This window comes from Plantibacter sp. CFBP 8804 (assembly GCF_014841225.1).
GTDB lineage: Bacteria > Actinomycetota > Actinomycetes > Actinomycetales > Microbacteriaceae > Plantibacter > Plantibacter auratus.
The window spans coordinates 703804-729466 of sequence record NZ_JACYTU010000001.1; the positions used below are offsets into that span (position 1 = coordinate 703804).

The following is a 25663-nucleotide window of genomic DNA, read 5'->3' on the forward strand; positions in this document are numbered from 1 at the left end:
CATGACGAAGGAGCCCAGCATGGGATGGAACAACCCCCCGGTCTCATGGTCGGAGTTCGAGCGCCGTCTGTCCGACGCGAGCCGTCCGGCCACCCTGCCGCTGGGAGCCGACGGTGGGGACAGCCCGGCCTGGTCGCGGAAGCGTCAACCGTACGTCCCCGAACCACCGGAGCAGCGCCCGTCGACGACGCGGGTCCCCTATGCGGAACTCCACGCGCACTCGAGCTTCAGCTTCCTCGACGGCGCGAGCCCGCCGGAGCGGCTCGTCGAAGAGGCTGCGGCACTCGGCCTGCACGCGCTCGCGCTCACCGACCACGACGGTTTCTACGGTGTCGTCCGGATGGCCGAGGCGGCGGAACGATTCCCCGACCTCCGGACGGTCTACGGTGCCGAACTGTCCATCGGCTTGGACCGGCCGCAGAACGGCGTCCCCGACCCCGTCGGACATCATCTGCTCCTGCTCGCCCGTCGAGCAGAGGGGTATCACCGCCTGGCCGGCGCGATCACGGACGCACAACTCGCCGACGGAGCCGAGAAGGGTCACCCGATCTACGACCTCGAGCGGCTCGCCGCCTCCGTCGCCGGCCACGTGACCGTGCTCACCGGGTGCCGCAAGGGGTTCGTCCGCACCGCGCTCCGTGAGCACGGTCTGGAGGCCGCCGCCGCCGCGGTCGACCGACTCGTCGCCCTGTTCGGTCCGGAGCACGTCGTCGTCGAGTTGAGCGACCACGGCCACCCGGAGGACTCGGCGGAGAACGATGCACTCGCCGAGATCGCGGCGTTGCTCGACCTCACCGTCGTCGCCACGGGCAACGTCCATTACGCCACGCCCGAGCAGCATCGACTCCAGACCGCGCTGGCGGCCGTCCGAGCACGACGCAGCCTCGACGAGCTCGACGGATGGCTTCCCGCGGCCGGAACCGCGCACCTGCGGAGCGGCGCCGAGATGGCGGACCGGTTCGCCAGATACCCCGGAGCGGTGGCACGGAGCGTCGAGCTGGCCGACGAACTCGCCTTCAGCCTGCGGGCGGTCCGCCCGAAGCTCCCGCGACAGCGCGTCCCGGAGGGCCATACGCCCATGAGCTGGCTTCGGCACCTCGTGCTCGAAGCCGTCCCCGTCAAGTACCCCGACGCCACTCCCGAACACCTCCGACGCATCGAACGGGAGCTCGAGGTCATCGAGCAGAAGGACTTCCCCGGGTACTTCCTGATCGTGCACGACATCGTCAGTTTCGCCCGCGGCCGGGGCATCCTCTGCCAGGGACGCGGTTCCGCCGCGAACTCGGCCGTCTGCTACCTGCTCGGGATCACCGCCGTCGACTCGATCTTCTACGAGCTGCCGTTCGAACGGTTCCTCTCCAGCATGCGAGAGGAGGAGCCCGACATCGACGTCGACTTCGACTCCGACCGGCGCGAGGAGGCCATCCAGTACGTCTACGAGACCTACGGGCGCCGCAACGCCGCTCAGGTCGCGAACATCATCAGCTATCGGCCGAAGTTCGCCGTCCGCGACACCGCCAAGGCGCTCGGGTACAGCCCCGGTCAGCAGGACGCCTGGTCGAAACAGGTCGAGCGTTGGGGCGGGGTCATGTCGAGCACCGACCACGACATCCCCGAGCGCGTCGTCGGCCTCGCGCAGCAGATGCTCACCCTGCCCCGGCACCTGGGCATCCACTCGGGTGGCATGGTGCTGACCGATCGGCCGGTCGGCGAGGTCTGCCCGATCGAGCACGGGCGCATGGACGGTCGCACGGTCCTCCAGTGGGACAAGGACGACTGCGCCTGGATGGGTCTCGTCAAGTTCGACCTCCTGGGTCTCGGCATGCTCTCGGCCATCCAGTACTGCTTCGACCTCGTGGCCGAACACACCGGGGAGCGCTGGACCCTGGAGACCATCCCGAAGGACGAAGCAGGGGTCTACGACCAGCTCTGCCGGGCCGACACCATCGGGGTCTTCCAGGTGGAGAGCCGCGCGCAGATGGGCATGCTGCCGCGCTTGCTCCCCCGCCGGTTCTACGATCTCGTCATCGAGGTCGCCATGATCCGCCCGGGGCCCATCCAGGGCGGCGCGGTGCACCCCTACCTGCGCCGGAAGACCGGCCAGGAGCCCATCACCTACCTCCACCCGAGCCTCGAACCGGTCCTCGAACGCACGCTCGGCGTGCCGCTGTTCCAGGAGCAGCTCATGCAGATGGCGATGGCCGTCGGTGGGTGTTCGGCCGAGGATGCGGACCTCCTGCGCCGGGCGATGGGATCGAAGCGCGGCGAGGAGAAGATCGAGAGCCTCAAGGACACGCTGTACCTCGGCATGGCCGGTAACGGCATCGTCGGAGCGGACGCCGATGCCGTGTACGCCAAGATCCAGGCCTTCGCCAACTTCGGCTTCGCTGAGAGCCACTCCCTGAGCTTCGCCCTCCTCGTCTACGTGAGCGCCTGGCTGCGTCTGCACTACCCGGGGGCGTTCCTCGCGGCCCTGCTCCGGGCGCAGCCCATGGGGTTCTACTCGCCGATGACGCTCGTCGCCGACGCCCGCAGACACGGCGTCTCCGTCCTTCGTCCCGATCTGCATCGCTCCGGCGCACAGGCCGGCCTCGAAGCGCTCGACCCGGAGGCCGCCCCCGGTGCCCCGGTCGCTCCCGGCGGACGCACGCGCTGCCTCGAACACGATCAGGGACCGACCGGGCTCTTCGATCCACTCCTTCCCGACGATTCGGCAGGACACCGGCGCGACGGCGCACTCGCCGTCCGGCTGGGTCTCTCCTCCGTCCAGGGGATCGGTGAGGAGCTCGCGAAGCGGATCGTCGCCGAACGGGAGTCCGGAGGGCTGTTCACCAGCCAGGCCGACCTGGCCAGGCGGATCGGCCTGAGCTCCTCGCAGTTGGAGTCGCTGTCGGCGGCGGGCGCCTTCGACGGATTCGGCCTCACCCGTCGTGAGGCGATGTGGGGCGCAGCGCAGGCCAGTCGGCATCGTCCCGACCAGCTCGAGGGGACGTTCACGACCGTGCAGCCGCCGTTGCTCCCGGTTCCGACGGCCGCCGAACAACTCATCTCCGACATCTGGTCGACCGGGATGTCGACCGACGACCACCCCATCCGCCACGTCCGTGCCGATCTCACACGACGAGGTGCGCTGCGGTCCGACGAACTCCTGACGGCGCAGACGGACCGTCGCGTGGAGGTCGGGGGTGTCGTGACGCATCGGCAACGGCCGGCGACGGCGAGCGGCATCACCTTCATGAACCTCGAGGACGAAGCGGGACTCGTCAACGTGATCTGCAGTGTCGGCGTCTGGAACCGGTATCGCCGCGTGGCCAGGGAAGCCCCGGCGATGGTGGTCCGCGGCATGCTGGAGCGATCACCGGAAGGCATCGTCAATCTGGTGGCGGATCGGTTGGAAGCGCTCCGGATCGGGGCGAACACCCGTTCGCGCGACTTCCAATGACCGGTCACGACCAAACCGCGGCGGCCTCCTCCTCCGAACACCCTCTACAGCACAGCACGAGACTCATGGGATTCCCAGGCAGGCCCCGGGAAGGAATGACCGGGAGCCACCCGGCGTTGTCCCCAGTGTTGAGTAGACCAGAAGGGGGTCACCCATGGCGAGAGTGTACGAAGAGATCGAAGGCCGGACCGGCGAGGTGGAACGGTACCGTCACCACCCGAACGGCAAGGGCATGGTCGCAGCTCGTGCACTGATCGATCCGTCGGCGTTCATCGAACGCACCACCTTCGTGGAGGCTGACGCGGACATCCGTGCCAACGCCTGGATCGGTGCCGGAACCTGGATCGACCGGTCCGCGGTGATCGGGGAAGGCGCCTTCATCGGCGCGAACGTCCACATCGGGGAGCGCTGTGTCATCGGACGCGGAGCGCGGGTCGGAAGCGACGCCCGTCTGGGTGCCGACGTCCAGGTCGCCCACGGCGCGAGCGTCGATCGGGATGCCAGGGTCGCAGACCGCACCGTGGTCGGCAGTGAACGACCCGTCATGACCGAACCGACGGTCCGTCAGACGAACCGCGCCCCGCGCCGACCTCGCGCGAACGGCACCGACCGGTTCGGCAAGGCCGCCTGAACGGCAGACCGCCCCACCACCGTCATGCAGGGCCCGGACTCGTGAGTCCGGGCCCTGCGTCATGTTCGCCGACGCGGCGGACATGCCAGACGACTAACATATCAGGATGGACCTGAAGGACTACCTGCGCATCCTCCGCCATCGTTGGCTGCTCATCGTCGCGATCACGCTGGGGGCCACCGCACTCGCCCACGGATACACGCTCATCACCAAACCCGTCTACCAATCGACGGGCCAGCTGTTCGTGGCCGTCACCGGTGGAGACTCCGTGGGCGACCTCAATCAGGGCAACACCTTCGCCCAGAGCCGCGTCGCCTCATACGTGATCCTCGCCACCGGCTCGACGGTGCGGTCCACGGTGGCTGACCGCCTCGACCTCGACCCCGCGTCGCTCATCGGGACGATCTCAGCGTCCAATCCCGCGCAGTCGGTCCTGATCAACATCTCCGCCGTCGACAGCGATCCGGTTGCAGCAGCCCGCATCGCGAACACCGCAGCCCAGGTGCTCGTCGACCTGGTCGACGATGTCGAGAGCGCCAACGAGGTGGGCTCCGCCGGTGCACCAGGTGATCCGACCCCGGTCGGGCTGACGATCGTGGAACCGGCGTCTCCACCCCGGTCGCCCGTTGCGCCGAACGTGCTGCAGAACCTCGCGGTGGGCGTCCTCACCGGCCTCGCCCTGGGCGTCGGGATCACACTGCTCATCGAGGTCCTCGACACCCGACTCCGTGGTCGTTCGGCGATCGAGAAGCTCACGGACACGAGCATCCTCGGCGCCTTCCACACGGAGCCCACCGACGCGGCGCAACTCATCCTCGGATCGACGGAGAGCTACAGCCGGCGCGCCGAGAGCTTCCGGCAACTTCGGACGCACCTCCAGTTCGCCTCCATCGACGGCGGACTCCGCAGCGTGATGGTCACGTCCTCGGTCCCGGGCGAGGGGAAGAGCACCACCGCGGCGAACCTCGCGCTCGTCCTCGCAGAGGCGGGGAACGCCGTCCTCCTCGTCGATGCGGACCTGCGCCGACCCCGCCAGCACGAGATGTTCGGACTCGAGGATGCGGTCGGGCTCACGACCGTGCTCACCGGCAGGATCAGCCTCGGCGAGGCCTCGCAAGCGGTCGACGGGGCGGGGCGTCTCGCCGTCCTCACCTCCGGCGAGCTGCCGCCGAATCCGAGTGAACTCCTCGGATCGGCGGCGATGGAGCGCGCGCTCTCCGAGATGGAACGCGCGTACGACGTGGTGGTCATCGACACACCCCCGCTCATCAACGTCTCGGACCCGACAGCACTGTCGACCCTCGCTAGCGGGGTCCTGCTCGTGGCGTCGGCCGACGGGCGATTGCACCGCGATCAGCTCCGGCAGTCCCTCGAGAACCTCAGCTTCGTCCAGGCGAAGCTCCTCGGGGTCGTCCTCAACCGCGTCGAGGTGGCTCGAGGAGAGCAGTCGTCGTCCTACGCGTACTACCACCGGACCGCCCCGACGCGTCGACCGCGGCGGACCACAGCATGAACACCCCGCTCGATCCGCCTCCGACCCGAATCCTGATCGTCTGCACCGGCAACATCTGTCGGTCCCCGTATGCCGAGTTCCTCCTCACGAGCGGGCTGGCGGAGGTCGACGCGTGCGGCTTCGAGGTGCGGAGCGCCGGGACGGGGGCGCTGCGCGGACACCCGATCGACGCCTCGAGTGCGGCGTTGCTCGGTCCGCTCGCCGCGACGGCCGCCGACTTCACCGCGACGCAGCTCACCGCCGACCTCGTGGCTCGACAGGACGTCGTCCTCACCATGACGCGGGAGCATCGCAGCGCCGTCCTCAGGTTGTGCCCGGAGGCGCTGCGTCGAACCTTCTCCCTGCGTGAGTTCGCCCGGCTCCTCGACACCGTCGACTCGGGACGACTCCCCCGCCCTCGAGCAGGGCGCTGGAAGCATCTTGGCCCCGAACTGGCGGCCAACCGGACGAGCGCGCGACTCCCTGATCCGGCGCAGGACGACGTCGTCGACCCGTTCGGTCAGGGCCCGGAGGTCTTCCGTCGGATGGCCTCGCAGATCATCCCGGCCGTCGAGCGCATCATCGCATTCGAGCGCACATCCGTGGAGGAGGATTCGGAGCCGTGGTGAGAGACGTCGGTGGTTCGGCGGCGTCGCCAGCCCACGGAGCTGCACAGCACGCCGGAAACGACGAAGGCCCGCGATGATCGCGGGCCTTCGTCGTGGTGATGCTGTACTGCTGGGGTACCTGGACTCGAACCAAGAACAACTGAACCAGAATCAGTCGTGTTGCCAATTACACCATACCCCACTGTCAGAACCGAAGCCCCGACCGAAGAACAACACTAGCCTACGGAGGCGGTCGTCTCAAATCGAGGCGTCCCGGGCGCGTCGCGGGTCACTCAGCTGGGGACGCCCGCGAGGTCCCGGTTGAGTGCTCGGGACACTCGAGCGCCGTTCCCGGCCGCCACGATGAGCTGCTGCGGACCGGGAGGCGTGATGTCGCCGGCGGCGTACACGCCCGGCACGGACGTGCGACCCCAGGCGTCGACCACGACGTACCCGTCGGTGTCGCGATCGAGTGAGAGCTGTTCCAGATATCCGAGGGGCGCGGCCCACTGCGGCCGCACGAAGCCCCCGGAGCGCGGGATGAGCGCACCGTCGGCGAGGCGGACACCGGTGAAGCCGTCGCGACCGCCGTCGAGCTCCGCGATCGCACCCCGCTCGACCCGGATGCCCGCGGAGGCGAGCGCGGCCTCCTCGGGACCGGTGACGGTGTCGGTACCGTTCGTGAAGACGATGAGGTCCGACGACCACTGTGCGATGAGGATCGCCCATTCCGCCAGGTCCGTCGTCTCGCCGATGAGCGCGAGCGGCGCGTCGGCCTTCTCGTACCCGTCGCACTCGACGCAGCTGTGCAGATCCGTTCCGTAGAAGGCCCGCAGGTTCGTGACCTTCGGCAGCGTCTCCGTGAGACCGCTCGCGAGGACGACCGTCCGGGTCACGACGTCGCGATCCGGCTCGCCGCGGACCCCCTGGGCGACGACGTGGAAGCCGTCGGTGGTCGCCTCGATCGACTGCACGGACGCGAACTGGACCTGCGCGTTCGCATAGGCGGCAACCTCCTCGCGCCCCATTCGTCGGAGATCCAGCGGAGCGATGCCGTCGCGGGTGAGGAAGCCGTGCGAGCGCAGCGTCGCAGCGTGCCGTGGGCGATTGCCGTCGAGCACGAGGATGCGACGACGCGCGCGAGCCAGGTTCAGCGCGGCCGAGAGTCCCGCGGGTCCCGCGCCGACCACGACGACGTCGTACGAGTCGCTCATGACGCGAGGTGCGCGGAGAGCCGATCGAGTCGCGTGATCGATTCCGTCTTCCCGAGGATCTCGAGCGACTCGAAGAGCGGCGGGGAGATCCGACGCCCGGACGCGGCGACGCGGAGCGGGCCGTAGGCGATACGGGGCTTCAGACCGAGGCCTTCGATCAGCGCGCCGGCGAGCGCGTCCTGGATCGAACCAGCCGTCCACTCCGATTCGGGGACGAGCTCGAGCGCGCCGATGGACGCGGCGAGCACCTCGCCGGCGTTCGCCGGAAGACCCTTGAGCGCGTCCTCCTGGTACTCGAGCTCCGCGGCACCGCGGAACAGGAAGCCGAGGAGCGCGGGGACCTCGCCGAGCAGCGCGATGCGCTCCTGGACGAGCGGGGCTGCCTGCTCGAGCACGGCCTGCTGCGCCTCGGTGACGGGCTCGCTCACTACACCGGCCTCGACGAGGTACGGCGTGATGCGGCCGAGGAAGTCGGCCGGCTCCAGCAGTCGGATGTGGTCGCCGTTGATCGACTCCGCCTTCTTGAGGTCGAAGCGCGCCGGGTTCGGGTTGACGTCGACGACGTCGAACGCGGCGATCATCTCGTCGATCGAGAAGACGTCGCGGTCGCCGCTTAGCGACCACCCGAGCAGCGCGAGGTAGTTGATGAGCCCCTCCGGCACGAAGCCGCGGTCGCGGTGGTGGAAGAGGTTCGCCTCCGGGTCGCGCTTCGAGAGCTTCTTGTTGCCCTCGCCCATGACGTACGGCAGGTGACCGAACCGTGGGACGAAGGTCGTGAGGCCGATGTCGATGAGCGCGTGGTACAGCGCGATCTGCCGCGGCGTCGACGGCAGCAGGTCCTCGCCGCGGAGGACGTGGGTGATCTGCATGATGGCGTCGTCGACGGGGTTCACGAGCGTGTAGAGCGGCTTGCCGTTCGGGCGCACGAGGACGAAGTCCGTGAACGACCCGGCCGGGAAGGTGATCTCACCGCGCACGAGGTCGTCGAAGCTGAGGTCGTCGTCCGGGACCCGCAGGCGGAGCGCCGGCTCGCGGCCCTCGGCTCGGAACGCGGCGCGCTGCTCGTCGGTGAGGTCGCGGTCGAAGTTGTCGTACCCGAACTGCTTCGGCCGGCCGGCCGCCTCGTTGCGCGCGTCGATCTCGTCGGCGTTCGAGAAGCTCTCGTAGAGGTGCCCGGCAGCGGTCAGTCGCTCGATCACGTCGGCGTAGATGTCGCTCCGCTCGGACTGCCGGTACGGCGCATGGGGTCCGCCGACGCCGACGCCCTCGTCCCAGTCGAGCCGCAGCCACGTGAGCGCGTCGACGAGCTGCTCGTAGCTCTCCTCGCTGTCGCGAGCGGCATCGGTGTCCTCGATCCGGAAGACGAGCTTGCCCCCCGTGTGCCGGGCGTACGCCCAGTTGAACAGCGCCGTGCGGACGAGACCGACGTGCGGCGTGCCGGTCGGCGACGGGCAGAACCGGACGCGGACGTCGGTGCCGGAAGCCGTGGAGAAGGGGTGCGTAATCGTGTCAGACATCGCCTGTCATCTTAGTCGCGCCGCCCAGGGACGCGGCGATCCGCAGGAGTGCAGCGACGGCGGGGATGCGGTCCGCGTGCTCGGCGCTGACGAGGTGGAGCGCCCGGTCGTCGTCGTTGCGCGTCGGCAGCACGACCACCTCGGTCGGCAGCTGTGCGGCCGCGAGCGCGAGGGTTGGGAGCAGGGCGACGCCGAGCCCGGCCGCCACCAGGGCGGTGACCGCGATCGCGTTGTCGGTCTCGTGCGCGATGACGGGCTCGAAGCCGCTCGACCGGCAGAGACCGAGGAGATGACCTCGGCAACGCGGACAACCCGCGATCCAACGCTCACCGGCGAGGGCCGCGAGGTCGACCTGTCGGTCACCGGCTCGAGCGTGGCCGACCGGGAGTACGAGACGCATCGGGTCGGTTCCGAACCGGCGCACGCGGAGTCCGGCCGCGCTCTCCCGATGCGGGTCGTCCGGATCGTCCGGGTAGCTGAAGGTGATCGCGACGTCGGCTTCACCGGCACGGACCGCGGCGACGGCCTCCGGCGGTTCGGCCTCGACGAAGGAGACGCCGATCCCCGGATGCTCGTCGGCCAGGCGAGCGAGGAGCTGCGGCACGAGCATCGACGACGCCGACGGGAAGGCGACGAGGCGCACCCGCCCACTCCGCAACCCCGCGAGTGCCGCGACCTCCTCGGACGCCGCGCGCACCGCTCGGTCCACCGCCACCGCGTGTCCGGCGAGGATCGCACCGGCCTCGGTGAGGCGGACGCCGCGACCGACGCGCTCGACGACCGGCATGCCGAGCCGACGCTCGAGCCGGCGGAGATGTTGGCTCACCGCCGGTTGACTCGAGCCGAGCGCGTGCGCGGCGGCCGTGATCGACCCGGTCGAGGCGATGGCGCCGACGACGAGGAGGGAACCGGCGTCGAGGGCCGATGACGAGGGCGGCGGCGAGAGGGTGGACATCCTCGAAGCATAATCTCTCGTTATGGTTCTCATCGAGCGCCGGTCCTTGTCGTATGGATACCCGGCGAAGAGACTGGATGCATGAGCACCCTCAGCCTCCAGGAAGCCAGCGGATCCTTCCCATCCGCACCCGGCTACCTGGCCGCCTGCACGCTGGGACTGCCGACGACGGGCACGACGGACGCCATCATGGCCGACCTCTCCGCGTGGCAGGCGGCTCGAACCGATGCAGCCGCCTACGGCGCCGTCGTCGAGCGGGTGCGCGGCTCCTTCGCCGAGCTGGTCCACGTGCCGGCCCGCTCGGTCGCGATCGGATCCCAGACCTCCGCCATGGTCGCCATGGTCGCGGCGTCGGTGCCGGACGGCGCCGAGGTCCTCTGCGTCGAGGGCGACTTCAGCTCACTCGTCGCTCCATTCCTCATGCAGGCGCACCGCGGCGTGCGTGTCCGCCACGCACCGCTGACCGAACTCGCCGCCCACATCGACGCCTCGACCTGGCTCGTCGCCTACTCCGCGGTGCAGTCCGCGACCGGCGCGGTCGCCGACGTGGTCGCGATCCGTGAGGCGGCGGCCGTGCACGGCGCGCTGACGCTCAACGACCTCACACAGGCGGCCGGGTGGCTCCCCGTCGACGCCTCGGCCGACGACATCACCGTGTGCCACGCCTACAAGTGGCTCTGCGCGCCACGAGGCGTTGCGTTCATGACGGTGCGCGACGAGGTGATGGACCGCCTCCGGCCGAGCCAGGCCGGTTGGTACTCGGGCGCCGACGTCTGGTCGTCCTGTTACGGCCCGTCGTTGCATCTCGCCGAGAGCGCACGACGGTTCGACGTCTCCCCCGCCTGGCAGGCCTGGGTCGGCGCCGAGCCCGCCATCGCCCTCTTCGCGGCGGTCGACGCCGTCGCCGTGTACGAGCACGACACCCGGCTCGCAGCGGCGCTCCGGGCGGGCATCGGCGAGAGCCGGTCGCTCCTCACCGGGACGGCCTCGGCCATCGTGACGTGGACGGATCCCGATGGACACGACCTCCGGGCGCTGCAGTCGGCCGGGATCACGGCATCGGGTCGCGCAGGCCGGGCAAGGGTCGCGTTCCACCTCTGGAACACCGACGACGACGTCGCAGCTGCGCTGACCGCTCTCGGTCAGCGCAGCTGACGCGGGTCAGGGCCGGCGGCCGGTGTTCCGCAGGATGCCGATGCCCGAGACCTCGACCTCGACGACCTGGCCGTCGGTGAAGGGTCCGACGCCGGCCGGCGTCCCGGTCAGGATGACGTCACCCGGGAGGAGCGTCCAGACGGCGGATGCGTACTCGACGATCGCGCCGATGGAGTGCACCATGTCGGACAGCGGGGCGTGCTGGCGGACCTCACCGTCGACGCGGGTCTCGATCGTCGCGCCGTCGAAGGAGAACTCCGTCTCGATGTAGGGGCCGAGCGGGCAGAACGTGTCGAAGCCCTTCGCGCGGGCCCACTGGCCGTCGGACTCCTGGAGGTCGCGGGCCGTGACGTCGTTCGCGATCGTGTAGCCGAAGATGACCTCGTCGGCACGCTCCGCGCTGACGTTCTTGGCGACGCCACCGATCACGATGGCGAGTTCGCCCTCGAAGTCGATGCGCTCGGACTGCTTGGGGAAGACGACGGCGTCTCCCGGCCCGACCACGGAGGTGTTGGGCTTCAGGAAGAGCAGCGGCTCGGCGGGAGCCTCCCCACCCATCTCGGCTGCGTGGTCGTGGTAGTTCTTGCCGACGGCGACGACCTTGGAGCGAGGGATGACCGGCGCGAGCAGGACCGCATCAGCGAGCGGGACGCGCTCCCCCGTCGGTTCGAAGCCCGAGTAGAGCGGATCGCCGTCGAGGACGACGAGATCCGCATCGTCGATGATGCCGTAGCGGATGGCCTGATCGTGACTGAAGCGAGCGATTTTCACCAGGCCAGCCTATCCCGAGGTGCCCCGGCGACACGGAAGCCCCGCACGAGGTGCGGGGCTTCCCAGGCTGCTCGGAGCCTACTCGGCGTCGAGACGCGTCATCCACCCGTGGCGGTCGGGCAGGCGGCCGTACTGGATGTCGGTCAGTTCCTGACGCAGCGACATCGTCAGTTCGCCCGCCGGAGCGTCGGCGTCGCCCACGGTGAAGTCCTTGGCCTTCAGCTGCGCGATCGGCGTGACGACCGCAGCCGTGCCGCAGGCGAACACCTCGACGATGTCGCCGCTCTCGACGCCCTCGCGCCACTCGTCGATCGTGACCCGGCGGCGCTCCACCCGGTGTCCGCGGTCCTCCGCGAGCTGCAGGATGCTGTCGCGGGTGATGCCCTCGAGGATCGAGTCCGATTCCGGCGTGACGAGCGTGCCGTCGCGCTTGACGAGGACGACGTTCATCCCGCCGAGCTCTTCGATGTAGGTCGCCTCCTGCGCGTCCAGGAAGAGCACCTGGGCGCACCCGTGCTCGTACGCCTCGGCCTGCGGGAGCAGGGAGGACGCGTAGTTGCCGCCGGTCTTCGCCGCCCCGGTGCCGCCCTTGCCCGCACGGCTGTAGTCGGTTGACAGCCAGATGGACACGGGGGTGACGCCGCCGGTGAAGTACGCGCCGGCCGGGCTGGCGATGACGTAGTAGTTGACCTTCTTCGCGGGGCGGACGCCGAGGAAGGCCTCCTTGGCGAACATGAACGGCCGCAGGTACAGGCTGGTCTCCGGCGCGGAGGGCACCCAGGCACCGTCGACGGCGATGAGCTGCTTGATCGACTCGACGAAGTACTCGACCGGGAGCTCCGGCAGCGCGAGCCGCTTGGCCGAGCGCTGCAGGCGACGGCCGTTGGCGTCGGGGCGGAACGACCAGATGGACCCGTCGGCGTGACGGTACGCCTTCAGGCCCTCGAAGATCTCCTGGGCGTAGTGGAGGACGGCGGCGGCCGGGTCGAGCGAGATCGGACCGTACGCCTGGACCCGTGGGCGGTGCCATCCACCACGCTCGGACCAGCAGATGTCGACCATGTGGTCGGTGAAGTGCTGCCCGAAGCCCGGGTCGGCGAGGATCGCGTCGCGCTCTGCGGCGGGGACGGGCTGCTCGTTGGGGGTCACGGTGAAGGCGAGTTCGCGCTGCGCCATGGGGAGGTTGATCGTCATGATGGTGTCTTCCGTCGTGATCTGCGTGTCTGGTGGGCGTCTACCGGTTCGCCGCGAGGGCCGCGATCGCATCGCCGACCTCGGTCGTCGTGCGTGCTGCGCCGGTGCGGGCGGCGATGTCGGCGGTGACGGCAGTGGCGACTCGCGCCGCCTCCGTCTCGAGCCCGAGATGCGACAGCATCAGGGAGACGGAGAGGATGGCGGCGGTCGGGTCGGCCAGCTGCTTCCCGGCGATGTCGGGCGCCGATCCGTGGACGGGCTCGAACATGCTCGGGTACGTGCCGTCCGGGTTGATGTTTCCCGAGGCCGCGAGTCCGATGCCGCCGCTGATCGCGCCGGCCAGATCGGTGAGGATGTCGCCGAAGAGGTTGTCCGTGACGATGACGTCAAATCTAGCAGGATCCGTGACGAGGAAGATGGTGGCCGCGTCGACGTGCAGGTAGTCGACCGCGACGTCGGGGAACTCCGCGGACACCGCGTCGACGACGCGCTTCCAGAGCGACCCGGCGAAGACGAGGACGTTGGTCTTGTGGACGAGGGTGAGCTTCCGCCGACGCGCGGCCGCAGCGGTGAACGCGTAGCGCACCACCCGCTCCACGCCGTAGGCGGTGTTGACCGACACCTCGTTCGCGATCTCGTGGGGCGTGCCCTGGCGGATCGCTCCGCCGTTGCCGACGTACGGCCCCTCCGTGCCTTCTCGGACCACGACGAAGTCCACGTCGCCGGGCTCGCTCAGCGGGCTCGGGACACCCGGGTACACCACGGTCGGGCGCAGGTTCACGTAGTGGTCGAGGCTGAACCGGAGCTTGAGGAGCAGCCCGCGCTCGATGTTCGCGTTCGCGAGCCGGGGGTCGCCGGGCACGCCGCCGACCGCTCCGAGGAGGATGGCGTCGTGCGAGGCGATCGCGGCGAGGTCCGCGTCGGTCAGCACGTCGCCGGTCTCGAGGAACCGCGCGGCGCCGAGCGAGAAGGGCGTCTGCTCGAACCGGACGTCGCCACCCTGCACCGCCGCATCGAGGACCTTGAGCGCCTCGCCGACGACCTCGGGACCGATCCCGTCGCCGGGGATGACTGCGAGCTTGACGGTGCGGGACATGCGACTCCTGAGGATGCGACGACGGTGTGCGCCCAGCTTAACGCCTCCGACCTCGGGTGGATCGTGCCACCCGTCTCCGGGTGGCACGATCCACGGAGCCCTACCGGACCCGGCGCAGACCGATCGCCGCGACGAGCATGGCGGCCACGATGAGGCCGACGCCGATCCACGCTGCGACACCGACACCGCTGTCGAAGGCGTGCCGCGCGGAGTCCATGAGTGCGCCCGCGAGGTCACCGGGCAGCTGCTCGGCGACCGTCGCCGCACCACCCAGGGTCTCCCCCGCCGCCTGCTGCTGGGCGGCGGTCAGTCCGTCCGGCAGGACGACCGAGGAACGGTAGGACGCGGTGAGCACGGTGCCGAGCGTCGCCGTGCCGAGCACCGCGCCCAGCTCGTAGGCGGTCTCGGAGACACCGGACGCCGCACCGGCCTTCTCCGGCGGCGCACTCGCGATCACGAGCTCGTTCGACACCGTCTCGGCGGAGCCGATGCCGAGCCCGAGGGCGACGAACGCGAGGCCGATCCCGAGGGCCGAAACGTCTCCCCCGGTGATCGCGATGGAGGCGTATCCGACGGCGGAGACGACGAGTGCGATCGGGACCACGATGCCCGGACGGACCCGCTTGGAGATCGGCACGATCACGAGGCCGGCGATGATCATCACGATGAGGCCGGGGAGCAGGACGAGCCCGGCGTCGAGCGGCTGCAGGCCCAGCACCAGCTGCAGGTGCTGCGACACGAAGAACAACCCACCGACGAGCGCCGTCACGCTCAGCAGGTTGATGACCACGGCGCCGCTGAACGAGGCCCGCCGGAACAGGCTCAGGTCGAGCAGCGGGTGCTCGAGGCGGAGCTGACGGCGGATGAACAGGACGCCACTGACCACGCCGACGACCATCGAGACGACCGTGAGCACGTCGAAGCCTGCTTCCGCCAGGTGCTTGATGCTGAACACGAGTGGCGTCATCGTCAGGAGGATGAGCAGGATGCTCGGCACGTCGATGCGTCCGGGGTTCGGGTCCTTCGACTCCGGGATGAGGAAGGGTGCGAGGACGACGAGCGGCAGGAGCACCGGAACGGCGAGGAGGAACACCGCACCCCAGGCGAAGTGCTCGAGGATGATCCCACCGACGATCGGCCCGAGCGCGCTGCCGGCGGCGAACCCGCTGGCCCAGACGGCGATGGCGAACCGTCGCTGGTCGCGGTCGAGGAAGATGTTCCGCAGCAGCGAGAGCGTCGACGGCATGAGCATCGCTCCGAAGAACCCGAGTGCTGCCCGAGCCGCGATCAGGAGCTCGGCGCTGGGCGCGAACGCCGCGGCGACGGAGACGACGCCGAACCCGATGGAACCGATGAGCAGGAGGCGACGACGACCGATGCGGTCGCCGAGGCTGCCCATCGACACGAGCAGGCCGGCGAGGACCAGCGGGTAGATGTCGACGATCCAGAGCAGCTGCGTCCCGGTCGGGGTGAGCGCGCTCGAGATCGCGGGCAGCGCGAAGTTGAGGACCGTGTTGTCGACCGACACCAGCAGGACGGGGAGCATGAGGACGGCGAGCGCGAACCAGGCTCGCCGACCGGCACGGGGAGCGGCGACGGCGGTGGGTTCGGTGGCGGTGGACACGGTGACCTCTTTCAAAGCGTGGAGAACGGCGCCGGTCGGGCGCCGCCCGCTCGACTATACCGTCCAGCCGGTATAGTATCAATCCGAATCCGACGAGCCGAATACGATGGAGCCATGGCGAAGCAGACCGCAGCCCGAGAACGCGTCCTCGACGCCTTCGCCGAACTCCTCATCGAGCAGGGCGAACGCGCCGCCACCCTCGACGCCGTCGCCGCGGCGGCCGGCGTCTCCAAGGGCGGACTGCTCTACCACTTCGGCAGCAAGGAGGCCCTCGTCGACGGCCTCATCGAGCGGCTCTCGGACATGAGCGAGGCCGACACGGCGCGGATGCTCGCGGCCCCGGAGGGCGTCGTCGAGTACTTCGTGCGCACCTCCGTCGACTGCGGCACCCCGTTCGACCGGACGATCATCGCCGTCGCGCGGCTGGCGCAGGGACAGCACGCCCAGGCGAGCGACGCGATGGCGGACATCCGCCGGAGCTGGTTGCGCACGGTGGAGGACGCCGTCGGCGACCCCGACACCGCTCGTGCCATCGTGTTGATGTCCGACGGCCTCTACGCCAACACGGCGCAGCTCGGCATGGGGGTCAGCGACCCCGACGAGGGCAGCGACGAGTCGATCGAGCGGCTCCTGGCCGTCATCGCGCGACTGCTCCCCGCCGGCGGGCGCTGAGCCGCGACGCCCGCCGGGCGCACCGGAACGGCGTCGGCGCCTCGGCCTGCGGACGACGATGCCCCGCACCGGACGGCGCGGGGCATCGGGTCGGAGCAGCGGTCGGGCTACTGCTCGGTGATGTCGATCTCGCGGAGCAGTGTCGCGTCGATCGTCTCGCGGATGACCTCGAGGACGTCGTCGGCGACCGGTGAGTCGACCGTCAGGACGCTGAGCGCCGGGCCACCGGCCTCGTGACGGGCGATCTGCATGCCCGCGATGTTGATGCCCGCCTCGCCGAACCGCTGGCCGTAGACGGCAACGATGCCGGGTCGGTCGGTGTAGACCATCACGATGTGGTGCTTCGCGAACGGCACCTCGACGTCGTAGCCGTTGATCTCGACGATCTTCTCGGTCTGCTTCGTGCCCGTCAGCGTGCCCGACACCGAGATCTGCGATCCGTCGCTGAGGGCTCCGCGCAGCGTGATGACGTTGCGGTACTCCTCGCTCACCTCGTCGGTGAGCAGGCGCGTGACGACACCGCGCTGCTCGGCGAGCAGCGGGGCGTTCACGTACGAGACCGTCTCGCTGACGATGTTCGTGAAGATCCCCTTCAGCGCGGCCAGCTTCAAGACGCTGACGTCGTACCCGCTCAGCTCGCCGTGGACCTCGACGTCGACGCTCGTGAGCGACGAGGTCGACAGCGCGGCGAACACCTGCCCGAGCTTCTCGACGAGCGGGATGCCGGGACGGACGTAGGGGTCGATCACGCCGCCGGCGACGTTGACCGCGTCCGGGACGAGTTCGCCGCCGAGCGCGAGGCGCACGGACTTGGCGACCGAGACGCCGGCCTTCTCCTGTGCCTCATCCGTGGACGCACCGAGGTGCGGCGTCACGATGACGTTCTCGAGCCCGAGCAGCTTCGTGTCGGTGGGCGGCTCGCTGACAAAGACGTCGAGGCCGGCACCGGCGATGACGTTGTTGGACAGCGCCTCGTACAGCGCGTCCTCGTCGATCAGGCCGCCGCGGGCGACGTTGACGACGTAGGCCGTCGGCTTCATGAGCGCGAACTGCGGGCCGGCGATCATGCCCGTCGTCTCCGGCGTCTTCGGCATGTGGATGGTGATGAAGTCGGACTGCGCCAGCAGCTCGTCGAGCGTGACCAGCTGCACCCCGAGCTGCTGCGCACGAGCGGACGTGATGTAGGGGTCGTACGCGATGACGTTCGTGCCGAACGCCTGCAGACGGGCCGTGATGAGGGCACCGATACGGCCGAGGCCGATGATGCCGATGGTCTTCTCATAGAGCTCGGTACCGGTGTACTTGGACCGCTTCCACTGCCCCTGGGCGAGCGCGGCGTGCGCGGCCGGGATGTGGCGGGCGAGGCTCAGGATGTGGCCGACGGTGAGCTCGGCCGCGGAGATGATGTTCGACGTGGGTGCGTTGACGACCATGACCCCGGCCGTCGTGGCGGCCTTGATGTCGACGTTGTCGAGACCGACACCCGCGCGCGCGACGACCTTCAACCGGGTGGCCGCCTGGATGGCCTCCTCGTCGACCTTGGTCGCGGATCGGACCAGGATGGCGTCGGCGTCGGCGATCGCCGCGAGCAGAGCCGGGCGGTCCGTCCCGTCGACGGAGCGCACGTCGAAATCGGGCCCGAGGGCGTCGACGGTTGCTGGTGAGAGTTCTTCGGCGATCAGTACGACCGGTTTCGACACGGAACGGTTCCTTCGCAGTAGCAGTGGGGTGGGCAGCGCGTCGGTGTCCGGCGGCCATCGCAAGCCTATCGGAGGCGCACCGGGCGGTTCGTCGTGTGACGATGCGGCGGCAGGGTCAGACGGAGAGGTCGATCAGCTGCTGCGCGCCGAACATCGCGAGGACCGACAGCGAGATCGCCGCGACGACGCACAGGGCGACGAGGTAGCGCACGGCCTGCTCGCCGAGCGACCGCTCGCGACCGGTCCAGAAGGCGATCGCGAAGGCCACGACCGGCAGGAGCAGGCCGCCGATGAGGACGACCCAGCCGAGCGGCAGGACCGGCACGGCGAGGCCGCTCGCCGTCCCGACGATGCCGACGAGGTTGCCGACGGCTTCGAAGACGTCATAGGCGAAGAACAGGCCGAACAGGACGGCGATGGACCAGCTGAGCCAGCCGGGTCGATCGGCGGCGGGTTTCGACACGGGGTCCGCGGTGATGGAGGGCATCAGGGTCACACTCCTCGGAGGAACGGCCAGGGCAGGATGAGCACGACACCGAGCAGGAGCATCGCGATCCTGACGACGGGTCTGCCGCCACGGGTCAACCAGAGCGTCGCGGCCATCCACACGGGTCCCGCGGCGACCGCGAGTCCCTGTCCGAGATCGAACATGAACCGGCCGACCGCATCGCTCGGGACGGCCGCGTCAGGACGGAACGCCGAGATCAGCCAACCGACGCTGTACAGCAGGAAGACCCCACCGAAGATGCCGAGGGTGACCAGCATGACCGAGCTCATCTGCTCGCGCTCTCCGGCGGCAGCCTCGCCCGTGACCCGGTCGGTCGGCTTCGCGACGTCGACCTCGACAGGAGGAGTCATCGGTTCCGCGATCGGACCGGCCGACTCCGCGGCCGGCTGGATCGCCTCGGTCGCCCGAACCCGCGTGATCGGCTCCGGCGATGCGGGCTCGAGCGTGGTCCGGTCGCCGGAAGCCGAGGCGTCGAGCGTCGGATCGTCGTCGCCCGCCCAGCTCAGCGCGTCTTCGTCCCGCGGCTCAGTCATACCGCCAGCCTATCGCCGCCGGGCCGATCACCGAGTGCGGCGATCCGGACTCGACGGAGCAGAATTGGCTGGTGAACCCGTTCCCGCTCCTGCAGTCCATCCTGACCGTCGTCCTCGCGATCATGTTCATCGGCATGGGAGTCCTCCACTTCCTCCCGGGACCGGCGAGGACCATGGCCGCGATGATCCCGGGACCCCTGCGGGGCAGCACCATCACACCGCGGATGCTCGTCGCCATCACCGGTGTGTGCGAGATCGCGGGCGGCGTCGGCCTGCTCGTCCCACCCACCAAGCTCGCCGCAGTGGTCTGCCTGATCGTGTTCCTCGTCGCGGTGTTCCCAGCGAACGCCGCGGCCGCGCGGCAGCCCGAGCGGTTCGGTCGACTCGCCGTACCGTTCGTCCCACGGCTCATCGGTCAGCTCGTGCTGATCCTCGCCCTCGTCATCGTGGCGATCTGATCGCTCGACGGGACCTGTCGACGATCCCGTCGGTGCCGACGGATCTCAGACGGCGACGGCGGCGCGCCTGGCCGCGGCCACCGCGCGAGCGACGGTCGTCGCGTCCGTGATGTCGTAGCTCGGCGACCCTCCGCCGGGGCCGGTCTCGGTGACCCGGCCGGCACGACGACGGGCGGAGAGGTGCACCGCGTCGACACCCGCCCGCGCGAGGGTGGGGATCGCATCGATCGTGACGCCGCCACCGGCCATGATCTGCATCGAGCTGTCGCCCCTCGAGGCCATCTGCGCGAGCTTCTCCGCGCCGTCGATACTCGCCCGCGCGCCGCCGGACGTCAGCAGACGGTCCACACCGGCGTCGCGCAGCTGGTCGGCGGACCGGACGGGGTCGGTCGTCGCGTCGACGGCCCGGTGGAACGTCACCGCGAGCGAGCCCGCAGCCTGACGCAGCTGCGCCAGCGCCTCCAGGTCGATCGTGCGATCGGACCGGAGGGCGCCGACCACGATGCCCGCAGCACCCGCGGCCTCGAGCGCGAGGATGTCGCCGGACATGACGTCGATCTCCGCGGGCGAGTAGACGAAACCGCCCTCTCGCGGACGCACGAGGACGTGCACGAAGTCGCTGAGCCCGGCTTCGTCCGCAGCGCGGACCGCCGCCATGACCAGTCCGATGGAGGGGGTGAGCCCACCGGTGCCGAGGGCCTGGCACAGCTCGACCCGCTGGGCTCCCTCGCGGATGGCGATGCGGACCCCCTCCACGTCCTGGACGGCGATCTCGACGGCGATTGGCGACTGGAGGCTCATTGGACCCATTGTTCCAGTGATCCGCTCGAGCCGAGGACGCGCACGCCGCTGCGCTACTTGTCCGTGCCCTGCGACACCGAACCCTGCAGCTGGCGCTGGAAGATCAGGTACACGATGAGCACGGGGACCACGGTGATCACGGACGCCGCGAAGAGCGCACCGAAGTCCACCGAGTACCCGGCCTGGGCGGCGAAGGACGCCATCCCCTGCGTCAGGACGTAGTTCTGCGGGTTCGAGTTGAGCGCCACCGGCAGGAGGAACTGGTTCCACAGCCCCACGAAGTTGAGGATCGCGACGGTCGCGAGCCCCGGCCTCGCCATGGGCAGCATCACCTGGAAGAAGGTCCGCCACTCCCCCGCTCCGTCGATCGCAGCAGCCTCCGCGATGGAGACCGGCAGCGACTTGAAGAACGAGAACAGGAAGAACACCGTGAACGGGAAGGCGAACGCCGCGTACGTGAGGATGAGTCCCGGGAGCGAGTTGAGCAACCCGAGACTCTGCAGCACGAAGAACAACGGCACGATCGCGAGGAACACTGGGAACGTGAGACCGGCGAGCATCAGGTAGTAGATGGCCCGGCTCCCGAAGAAGCGGAACCGCGCCAGCACGTACGCACACATCGAGCCGAACAGCATGGTCACGATCAGGGCGCCGAACACCACCACGATCGAGTTCAGGAAGAAGCTCCCGATCCCGGCCGTCGTCCACGCGTTCACGTAGTTGTCGAAGTTCCACTTCGACGGCAGCGAGAACGGCGAGGCGAAGATCTCGGAGCTCGTCTTGAACGACGACATGACCGTCCAGAGCAGCGGGACGATGACCACGATCGACCAGATGATGAGCACCGTGTGCGATGCCGTCCCGACGACGCGGTCGCCCGTGGTCGGCTTACGGCTGGCCGGTGTGCGCGTGCCGGTTCCGACGACCGCCGGGTTCGCGGTCGTCGCCGTGGTCTGGACGGTCATTCCGCCACCCCTTCATCGTTGCCGCCGGTGAGTCGGCTGACCAGGAAGACGACGCCCGCGAACATCAGGGTGACGAGCGCGAGCACGACCCCCATCGCGCAGGCGTAGCCGAACTGGCCCTTGGTGAACGCCGTCGTGAACAGTTGCTGCGACATCACGAGCGTCGTGTTGGACGGGCCGCCGCCGGGATTCAACGCGGCCATGTACACGAACGCGTCGAGGGCGAGGATGCCCATGTAGATGTACGCCGTCTGGATGTTGTCGCGGATCAGCGGGATCGTGATCGTGAGCGCGGTCCGCAGGCGACCCGCGCCGTCGATCCGTGCCGCCTCGTACACCTCGGCCGGCACGCCCTTGATCGCCGCGATGAAGAGCACCGTGTAGAACCCGATGAGTCCCCAGACGATGACGAACATGGTCGCGATCATCGCCGTGTCCGGCGAACCGAGCCAGGCGAAGGAGGTGAACTGGTCGAGCCCGATGCCGGTCAGGAAGCCGTTCAGCAGCCCGGACGACGGGTCGTAGATCTGCTTCCAGATGAGGCCGATGACGATGGCCGGCACGACGTACGGGAAGAAGGTGATCACGCGGTACACGCTCGAGTTGCGGAGGCCGCGGATCGGACCGTTGCTCGGCCCGCCGATCGTGATGAGGGAGGCGAAGAGGAACGCGATCCCGAGAGTCACGAGCGGCAGGACGATCGCGAGCGCGACGCTGTTGCCCATGGACTGGAGGAAGGTCTGGTCCTGGAAGAGCTTCGTGTAGTTCGAGAACCCGACGAAGTCCATGCCCGGGGAGAACCCGGACCAGTTCGTCAACGAGTAGTACGCCGCCTGCGCGAACGGCGAGACCACGAAGACGACGTACCCCACCACCGGCACGATCAGGAAGACCAGGAAGAACGAGACCCGGTCGAACGTGAAGTCCCGGCGGCGCAACCGCCGGGCGGCGGGAGGGGTAGCCCCTCCCACCTTCCCGATCGGCGTGCCGACCGCCGTCATTTGACGGTGACCTTGTCCACGGAGTCGTCGTTACGGACCTTGTCGGAGATGTCCTGCATGCCCTTGGTGAGCGTGGCGACGTCGGAACCACCCTGCAGGAACGTGTTCCAGAGGACGAGGAGGTCCGTGTTGAGTCCGTACAGGTCGATGAAGCTCCACGAGAACACATCCGTGCCCGCGTCGTTCAACATCTTCACCTGGGACACGAGCGCCGTCGAGCCGAAGCCGTCCTCGGGGATCGTGTCCTTGACGATCGTCGACGAGAAGGTCGTCTTGGCGAAGTTCACCGCGGCGTCGTTCGACAGCATGGCCCGCAGGAACTCCTTGCCACCGCCGACGTTCTTGCCCTGCGACGGGACGATGAACCCTTCACCTGCGGTGCTGTGCAGCGCCGAGTACGGCAGGGCGGAGTCGGCGGAGACCGTCGGCTCGGGCGCGCCGGTCATCTTGAAGCCGTCCTTCGTCTGGGTCTTCATCTCGTTCTCGATCCAGCCACCCGAGGGGTAGAGGATGAAGTCCTCCGAGTTGCTCCACTGCGCCTGCGCAGCGGTGAACTGCGTTCCGGCGCCACCGGGCTTGACGTACCCGGCGTCGATGATCGCCTTGAGACCCTTGAGCACGTCCTGGACGGCCGGCTTCGACCAGCAGTCCGCCTCGAGGTTCTCGAGCGCCAGACGGACCTCGTCGCCGCCCTCCTTGATCGCGGACGCGATCGCCATCGTCAGGTAGTAGGTGGCCGCCTCGGTGCCCCAACCGAACAGGTACTTGCCCTGCGCCTTGGCCTTCGCACCGAGATCGAGTGCCTCGGCCCAGGTCTTCGGGGGCGTCCAGCCGTTCGCCTCGAAGAGCGCCGCCGAGTACCAGACCGCGTAGACCGTCAGCACATAGTTCAGCTGCACGAACTTGCCGTCGAAGGTGCCCGGCTCGACGACACCCGGGTACAGGGTGTCCTTGATGACCTTGCCCTCGTAGTTCTTCGCCTCGATGACGTCCGTCAGGTCGGCGAGCTGCTCGCGGATGGTGTTGATGCCGATGAGGCCGGCGCCGCTGTTGTCGATGACGTCCGGCGGGTTGCCTGCGACGAACCGCGGCTGGAGCGTCTGCGCGATGTTCGTCGCGGCAGTGACCTTGACGGTCGAGCCCGCCTGCTGCTTCTCGACGAGCTTCCCGGCGAACTCGGTGTACTCGATGCCGTACCCGCCCTTGAAGATGACGGCGTCGACCGTCGAGTTGGCGGCCATGCCGAACGGGTTGTCGGCCGAGACCGGTCCGCCGGTGGTGGTCGCCCCGCCTCCGCCGCCGACACAGGACGCGAGCGTCCCGCCCAGCGGGAGGAGGATCGCGGTCGCGAGTGCTCCTCGCAGGAAATCGCGGCGTTGGAGCGTTGCTGGCTGCTTGTCCATCGGTCTACCTTCCAGTGATTCGAGTGTTGCCCGGGTGTGGTGCTGTCGGGGTGGTGTTGTCGGGTGTGTGGTGCGGGTGGTGCGACGCCTCGGGTTCAGGCGTCACGTCTGATCCGGCCCCGGTAGCGGTCCTCGAGCACACTGTTGTGCTCGTCGCCGCCCGGGATGTTGGCCGAGATGTAGAGCGGTGGGGTCTCGCCGGTTGCCGCGATCCTCGCCGCGACGCCGATGGTGAGGAGCTGCGCGAGGTAGGCCGCCGTGATCGAGGACACCGCGCCGACCGGGACGCCGTCCTGGACCTCGATGGTCGCGTCGCCGAACGGAGCACGGTTGTCGAGCACCACGTCGGCCACCTCGGAGAGCCGCAGCCCGCTCGGGTGCTTCGGCTCGACGCGCGAGGTGTGCTCGAGCGAGGTCACGGCGATGACGGGGTGGCCGTGCTCCTTGGCGATCAGGGCGAGTCCCACGATCGACCCGTTGACACCGGAGTTCGACGCGATGATGAACACGTCGCCCTCCCCCACCGGGGAGATCGCGAAGAGTTCCGCCGCGACGTCGCCGCTGCGCTCCAGCGCGGCACCACCGAGGTCGTCGACGGACCGTCCACCGCGGAGGACGACGTCCCGCAGGGCGATCTTGTTCGTCGGGATCAATCCACCGGCGCGGCCGGCGATCTCCATCGCGAACGCCTCCGAGTGGCCGGTACCGAACGCCTGGATGACCGCTCCGCGCTCGAGGGCCGCGACCAGCAGGTCGATCGCGGGGTCGAGTTCGCCGGACCGTGCCGCCTGGGTGATGTCCGCGAGGCGCGAGGTGACCTCGTCGGTGTAGCGATCGACGTGATCGGTCCAGGTCGTGGTGGATGTGGTGCTCATTCGGTTCCTCTCAGACGCCCACGGGCGAGGCGGTCTCGGACAGGGCTCCGGCCTTGGTCGGTCGGCGGTGTGGGGCGACCGCGAGGGCGGAGGCCGCGAGGCGCTTGGTCGTGCGCTCGAAGTTCTGCTGCGCGACGAACAGGTACAACAGGTCCAGGACGAACAGCTGACCGTGCTTGGCGGAGAGGTCGTCGGGCTGCAGGAACCGCTCATGGGCCGAGGTGATGATGGCCAGCGTCGACGCGGCGACGAGCGGGGAGTCCGGGTTGTTGCTGATCGCCACGGTGAGCGCGCCCGCGCGACCCGCCTGGCGGAGCATCTGGATGGTCTCCTCGGTGCGCCCGGTGTTGCTGATCCCCAGGGCGACCGAGTCCGGGCCCTGGATCGCCGCGCTCGTGAGGCCCGCGTGGACCTCCGACCAGGCGTGCGTGCTGATGCCGATGCGGTACAGCCTGGCCTGCATCTCGTCGGCGAGCATCGCGCTGCCGCCGACACCGTAGATGTCGACGTTCCGGCTGCGCGCGATGGCTGCGGCGATCTCGAGCATGACCTCGAGGTCGATCACATCGGCGGTCTCGCGCAGCGTCCGGGTGTGCGCGTTGAGCAGGGTGCTCAGGACGTCCGGAGCCGAGTCGTCGGGGCCGAACGCCCGGCCGATGTCGGTCTGCCAGGAGTCGCGAGCGGTGCTGCGACCGAAGTCCTTGGCGAGGTCGACCCGGAACGGCGCGTAGCCCGTGTATCCGATGATCCGGCAGAAGCGGGTGATGGTCGCCGCTGAGACGCCCGAATCGGCTGCGAGCTCACCGATCGTGAGGGTGAGGGGCGCGTCGGGGTTCTCCAACAGGTAGTCCGCGATACGCAGCATGACCCCGGACATCTCCGGCATCCGCGACCGAATCCGGTTGGTCACGCCGGTGGCGTGCTCGACCGGTGGGTCGGTGCGGATGGAAACAGTCATGGAAATTCCTTTTCTCCTTCGTTGGAGTGACGCGAAACTGATTCTTACAGTACGTTGTGGCCCACGGCAACATGTTTCGAGATGATGACG

Annotated in this window: 23 protein-coding genes and 1 tRNA gene; 7 read left to right on the forward strand and 17 right to left on the reverse strand. The window is 69.1% G+C overall.

The window, feature by feature from the left end; genetic code table 11:
- Positions 1-19 precede the first annotated feature (19 nt).
- The 4 genes from IFU11_RS03305 (at position 20) to IFU11_RS03320 (ending at position 6194) form a co-directional block, all read left to right on the forward strand.
- Positions 20-3442: an error-prone DNA polymerase gene (locus IFU11_RS03305; protein ID WP_192018149.1), complete on the forward strand. Its 3423-nt coding sequence runs from the start codon at positions 20-22 to the stop codon at positions 3440-3442.
- 154 nt (positions 3443-3596) lie between these two features.
- Positions 3597-4073 carry a DapH/DapD/GlmU-related protein gene (locus tag IFU11_RS03310; protein WP_079002213.1) on the forward strand — a complete coding sequence of 159 codons (477 nt, stop codon included), beginning with the start codon at positions 3597-3599 and terminating at the stop codon, positions 4071-4073.
- A 106-nt stretch (positions 4074-4179) separates the two neighbouring features.
- Positions 4180-5586: a polysaccharide biosynthesis tyrosine autokinase gene (locus IFU11_RS03315; RefSeq protein WP_191940852.1), complete on the forward strand. Its 1407-nt coding sequence runs from the start codon at positions 4180-4182 to the stop codon at positions 5584-5586.
- A complete protein-coding gene (locus IFU11_RS03320) occupies positions 5583-6194 on the forward strand; it encodes an arsenate reductase/protein-tyrosine-phosphatase family protein (protein ID WP_192018150.1) in 612 nt (203 codons plus the stop codon). The genes IFU11_RS03315 and IFU11_RS03320 overlap by 4 nt, the downstream gene beginning before the upstream one ends.
- A gap of 109 nt (positions 6195-6303) precedes the next feature.
- Here the strand turns inward: IFU11_RS03320 and IFU11_RS03325 are convergent.
- From IFU11_RS03325 to IFU11_RS03340, 4 genes are all read right to left on the reverse strand, one after another.
- Positions 6304-6375, reverse strand: a tRNA-Gln gene (locus tag IFU11_RS03325).
- Between the two features lie 91 nt (positions 6376-6466).
- Positions 6467-7387, reverse strand: a complete 921-nt coding sequence (locus IFU11_RS03330; protein ID WP_192018151.1) for an NAD(P)/FAD-dependent oxidoreductase — start codon at positions 7385-7387, stop codon at positions 6467-6469.
- Complete coding sequence (gene gltX / locus IFU11_RS03335; RefSeq protein ID WP_192018152.1) at positions 7384-8904, reverse strand: glutamate--tRNA ligase; 1521 nt, start codon at positions 8902-8904, stop codon at positions 7384-7386. The genes IFU11_RS03330 and gltX overlap by 4 nt, the downstream gene beginning before the upstream one ends.
- Positions 8897-9859 carry a LysR family transcriptional regulator gene (locus IFU11_RS03340; RefSeq protein WP_192018153.1) on the reverse strand — a complete coding sequence of 321 codons (963 nt, stop codon included), beginning with the start codon at positions 9857-9859 and terminating at the stop codon, positions 8897-8899. The genes gltX and IFU11_RS03340 overlap by 8 nt, the downstream gene beginning before the upstream one ends.
- An 81-nt stretch (positions 9860-9940) precedes the next feature.
- On the opposite strand from IFU11_RS03340, the gene IFU11_RS03345 reads away from it, so the two are divergent.
- A complete protein-coding gene (locus tag IFU11_RS03345; RefSeq protein ID WP_192018154.1) occupies positions 9941-11014 on the forward strand; it encodes an aminotransferase class V-fold PLP-dependent enzyme in 1074 nt (357 codons plus the stop codon).
- A gap of 6 nt (positions 11015-11020) precedes the next feature.
- On the opposite strand, the gene IFU11_RS03350 is transcribed toward IFU11_RS03345, so the two are convergent.
- The 4 genes from IFU11_RS03350 to IFU11_RS03365 form a co-directional block, all read right to left on the reverse strand.
- Positions 11021-11785 (reverse strand): fumarylacetoacetate hydrolase family protein, encoded by a 765-nt coding sequence (locus IFU11_RS03350; RefSeq protein WP_192018155.1) that lies wholly within the window; start codon positions 11783-11785, stop codon positions 11021-11023.
- A gap of 78 nt (positions 11786-11863) precedes the next feature.
- Positions 11864-12979: a branched-chain amino acid aminotransferase gene (locus IFU11_RS03355; RefSeq protein ID WP_191940846.1), complete on the reverse strand. Its 1116-nt coding sequence runs from the start codon at positions 12977-12979 to the stop codon at positions 11864-11866.
- 40 nt (positions 12980-13019) lie between these two features.
- Entirely contained in the window at positions 13020-14075 is a 1056-nt protein-coding gene (locus tag IFU11_RS03360; RefSeq protein ID WP_191940845.1) for a 3-isopropylmalate dehydrogenase, read from the reverse strand.
- A gap of 100 nt (positions 14076-14175) precedes the next feature.
- Positions 14176-15699, reverse strand: coding sequence for an MFS transporter (locus IFU11_RS03365; protein WP_371742709.1), 1524 nt, complete (start codon positions 15697-15699; stop codon positions 14176-14178).
- A 114-nt stretch (positions 15700-15813) separates the two neighbouring features.
- On the opposite strand from IFU11_RS03365, the gene IFU11_RS20510 reads away from it, so the two are divergent.
- On the forward strand, positions 15814-16371 hold the full coding sequence (locus tag IFU11_RS20510; protein WP_079705616.1) for a TetR/AcrR family transcriptional regulator: 558 nt from the start codon (positions 15814-15816) through the stop codon (positions 16369-16371).
- 107 nt (positions 16372-16478) lie between these two features.
- Here the strand turns inward: IFU11_RS20510 and serA are convergent, their stop codons facing one another.
- From serA to IFU11_RS03385, 3 genes are all read right to left on the reverse strand, one after another.
- Entirely contained in the window at positions 16479-18071 is a 1593-nt protein-coding gene (serA, locus tag IFU11_RS03375; RefSeq protein WP_071260923.1) for a phosphoglycerate dehydrogenase, read from the reverse strand.
- Between the two features lie 115 nt (positions 18072-18186).
- Positions 18187-18558 (reverse strand): bacitracin resistance protein, encoded by a 372-nt coding sequence (locus IFU11_RS03380; protein WP_192018156.1) that lies wholly within the window; start codon positions 18556-18558, stop codon positions 18187-18189.
- Positions 18559-18563: 5 nt separating this feature from the next.
- Complete coding sequence (locus tag IFU11_RS03385) at positions 18564-19112, reverse strand: DNA polymerase III subunit gamma/tau (protein WP_192018386.1); 549 nt, start codon at positions 19110-19112, stop codon at positions 18564-18566.
- Between the two features lie 71 nt (positions 19113-19183).
- On the opposite strand from IFU11_RS03385, the gene IFU11_RS20140 reads away from it, so the two are divergent.
- Positions 19184-19570: a DoxX family protein gene (locus IFU11_RS20140; RefSeq protein WP_371742710.1), complete on the forward strand. Its 387-nt coding sequence runs from the start codon at positions 19184-19186 to the stop codon at positions 19568-19570.
- 45 nt (positions 19571-19615) lie between these two features.
- On the opposite strand, the gene IFU11_RS03395 is transcribed toward IFU11_RS20140, so the two are convergent.
- The 6 genes from IFU11_RS03395 to IFU11_RS03420 form a co-directional block, all read right to left on the reverse strand.
- Positions 19616-20371, reverse strand: a complete 756-nt coding sequence (locus IFU11_RS03395) for a copper homeostasis protein CutC (protein ID WP_192018158.1) — start codon at positions 20369-20371, stop codon at positions 19616-19618.
- Between the two features lie 53 nt (positions 20372-20424).
- A complete protein-coding gene (locus tag IFU11_RS03400) occupies positions 20425-21336 on the reverse strand; it encodes a carbohydrate ABC transporter permease (RefSeq protein ID WP_192018159.1) in 912 nt (303 codons plus the stop codon).
- Positions 21333-22337, reverse strand: a complete 1005-nt coding sequence (locus tag IFU11_RS03405) for a carbohydrate ABC transporter permease (RefSeq protein WP_079705610.1) — start codon at positions 22335-22337, stop codon at positions 21333-21335. The genes IFU11_RS03400 and IFU11_RS03405 overlap by 4 nt, the downstream gene beginning before the upstream one ends.
- Entirely contained in the window at positions 22334-23740 is a 1407-nt protein-coding gene (gene ngcE, locus IFU11_RS03410) for an N-acetylglucosamine/diacetylchitobiose ABC transporter substrate-binding protein (RefSeq protein ID WP_079705609.1), read from the reverse strand. The genes IFU11_RS03405 and ngcE overlap by 4 nt, the downstream gene beginning before the upstream one ends.
- Before the next feature lie 95 nt (positions 23741-23835).
- Positions 23836-24615 (reverse strand): sugar isomerase domain-containing protein, encoded by a 780-nt coding sequence (locus tag IFU11_RS03415; protein ID WP_192018160.1) that lies wholly within the window; start codon positions 24613-24615, stop codon positions 23836-23838.
- A gap of 10 nt (positions 24616-24625) precedes the next feature.
- Positions 24626-25573 (reverse strand): MurR/RpiR family transcriptional regulator, encoded by a 948-nt coding sequence (locus tag IFU11_RS03420; RefSeq protein WP_079002196.1) that lies wholly within the window; start codon positions 25571-25573, stop codon positions 24626-24628.
- Positions 25574-25663: the final 90 nt, after the last annotated feature.

What these genes read in the sequence shown, in the direction of transcription:
- IFU11_RS03305 (WP_192018149.1), top strand. Translation starts at nt 20, where the DNA reads ATGGGATGGAACAACCCCCCGGTCTCATGGTCGGAGTTCGAGCGCCGT.
- IFU11_RS03310 (WP_079002213.1), top strand. Translation starts at nt 3,597, where the DNA reads ATGGCGAGAGTGTACGAAGAGATCGAAGGCCGGACCGGCGAGGTGGAA.
- IFU11_RS03315 (WP_191940852.1), top strand. Translation starts at nt 4,180, where the DNA reads ATGGACCTGAAGGACTACCTGCGCATCCTCCGCCATCGTTGGCTGCTC.
- IFU11_RS03320 (WP_192018150.1), top strand. Translation starts at nt 5,583, where the DNA reads ATGAACACCCCGCTCGATCCGCCTCCGACCCGAATCCTGATCGTCTGC.
- IFU11_RS03330 (WP_192018151.1), bottom strand. Translation starts at nt 7,387, where the DNA reads ATGAGCGACTCGTACGACGTCGTCGTGGTCGGCGCGGGACCCGCGGGA.
- gltX (WP_192018152.1), bottom strand. Translation starts at nt 8,904, where the DNA reads ATGTCTGACACGATTACGCACCCCTTCTCCACGGCTTCCGGCACCGAC.
- IFU11_RS03340 (WP_192018153.1), bottom strand. Translation starts at nt 9,859, where the DNA reads ATGTCCACCCTCTCGCCGCCGCCCTCGTCATCGGCCCTCGACGCCGGT.
- IFU11_RS03345 (WP_192018154.1), top strand. Translation starts at nt 9,941, where the DNA reads ATGAGCACCCTCAGCCTCCAGGAAGCCAGCGGATCCTTCCCATCCGCA.
- IFU11_RS03355 (WP_191940846.1), bottom strand. Translation starts at nt 12,979, where the DNA reads ATGACGATCAACCTCCCCATGGCGCAGCGCGAACTCGCCTTCACCGTG.
- IFU11_RS03360 (WP_191940845.1), bottom strand. Translation starts at nt 14,075, where the DNA reads ATGTCCCGCACCGTCAAGCTCGCAGTCATCCCCGGCGACGGGATCGGT.
- IFU11_RS20510 (WP_079705616.1), top strand. Translation starts at nt 15,814, where the DNA reads ATGGCGAAGCAGACCGCAGCCCGAGAACGCGTCCTCGACGCCTTCGCC.
- IFU11_RS03380 (WP_192018156.1), bottom strand. Translation starts at nt 18,558, where the DNA reads ATGCCCTCCATCACCGCGGACCCCGTGTCGAAACCCGCCGCCGATCGA.
- IFU11_RS03385 (WP_192018386.1), bottom strand. Translation starts at nt 19,112, where the DNA reads ATGACTGAGCCGCGGGACGAAGACGCGCTGAGCTGGGCGGGCGACGAC.
- IFU11_RS03395 (WP_192018158.1), bottom strand. Translation starts at nt 20,371, where the DNA reads ATGAGCCTCCAGTCGCCAATCGCCGTCGAGATCGCCGTCCAGGACGTG.
- IFU11_RS03400 (WP_192018159.1), bottom strand. Translation starts at nt 21,336, where the DNA reads ATGACCGTCCAGACCACGGCGACGACCGCGAACCCGGCGGTCGTCGGA.
- IFU11_RS03405 (WP_079705610.1), bottom strand. Translation starts at nt 22,337, where the DNA reads ATGACGGCGGTCGGCACGCCGATCGGGAAGGTGGGAGGGGCTACCCCT.
- ngcE (WP_079705609.1), bottom strand. Translation starts at nt 23,740, where the DNA reads ATGGACAAGCAGCCAGCAACGCTCCAACGCCGCGATTTCCTGCGAGGA.
- IFU11_RS03415 (WP_192018160.1), bottom strand. Translation starts at nt 24,615, where the DNA reads ATGAGCACCACATCCACCACGACCTGGACCGATCACGTCGATCGCTAC.
- IFU11_RS03420 (WP_079002196.1), bottom strand. Translation starts at nt 25,573, where the DNA reads ATGACTGTTTCCATCCGCACCGACCCACCGGTCGAGCACGCCACCGGC.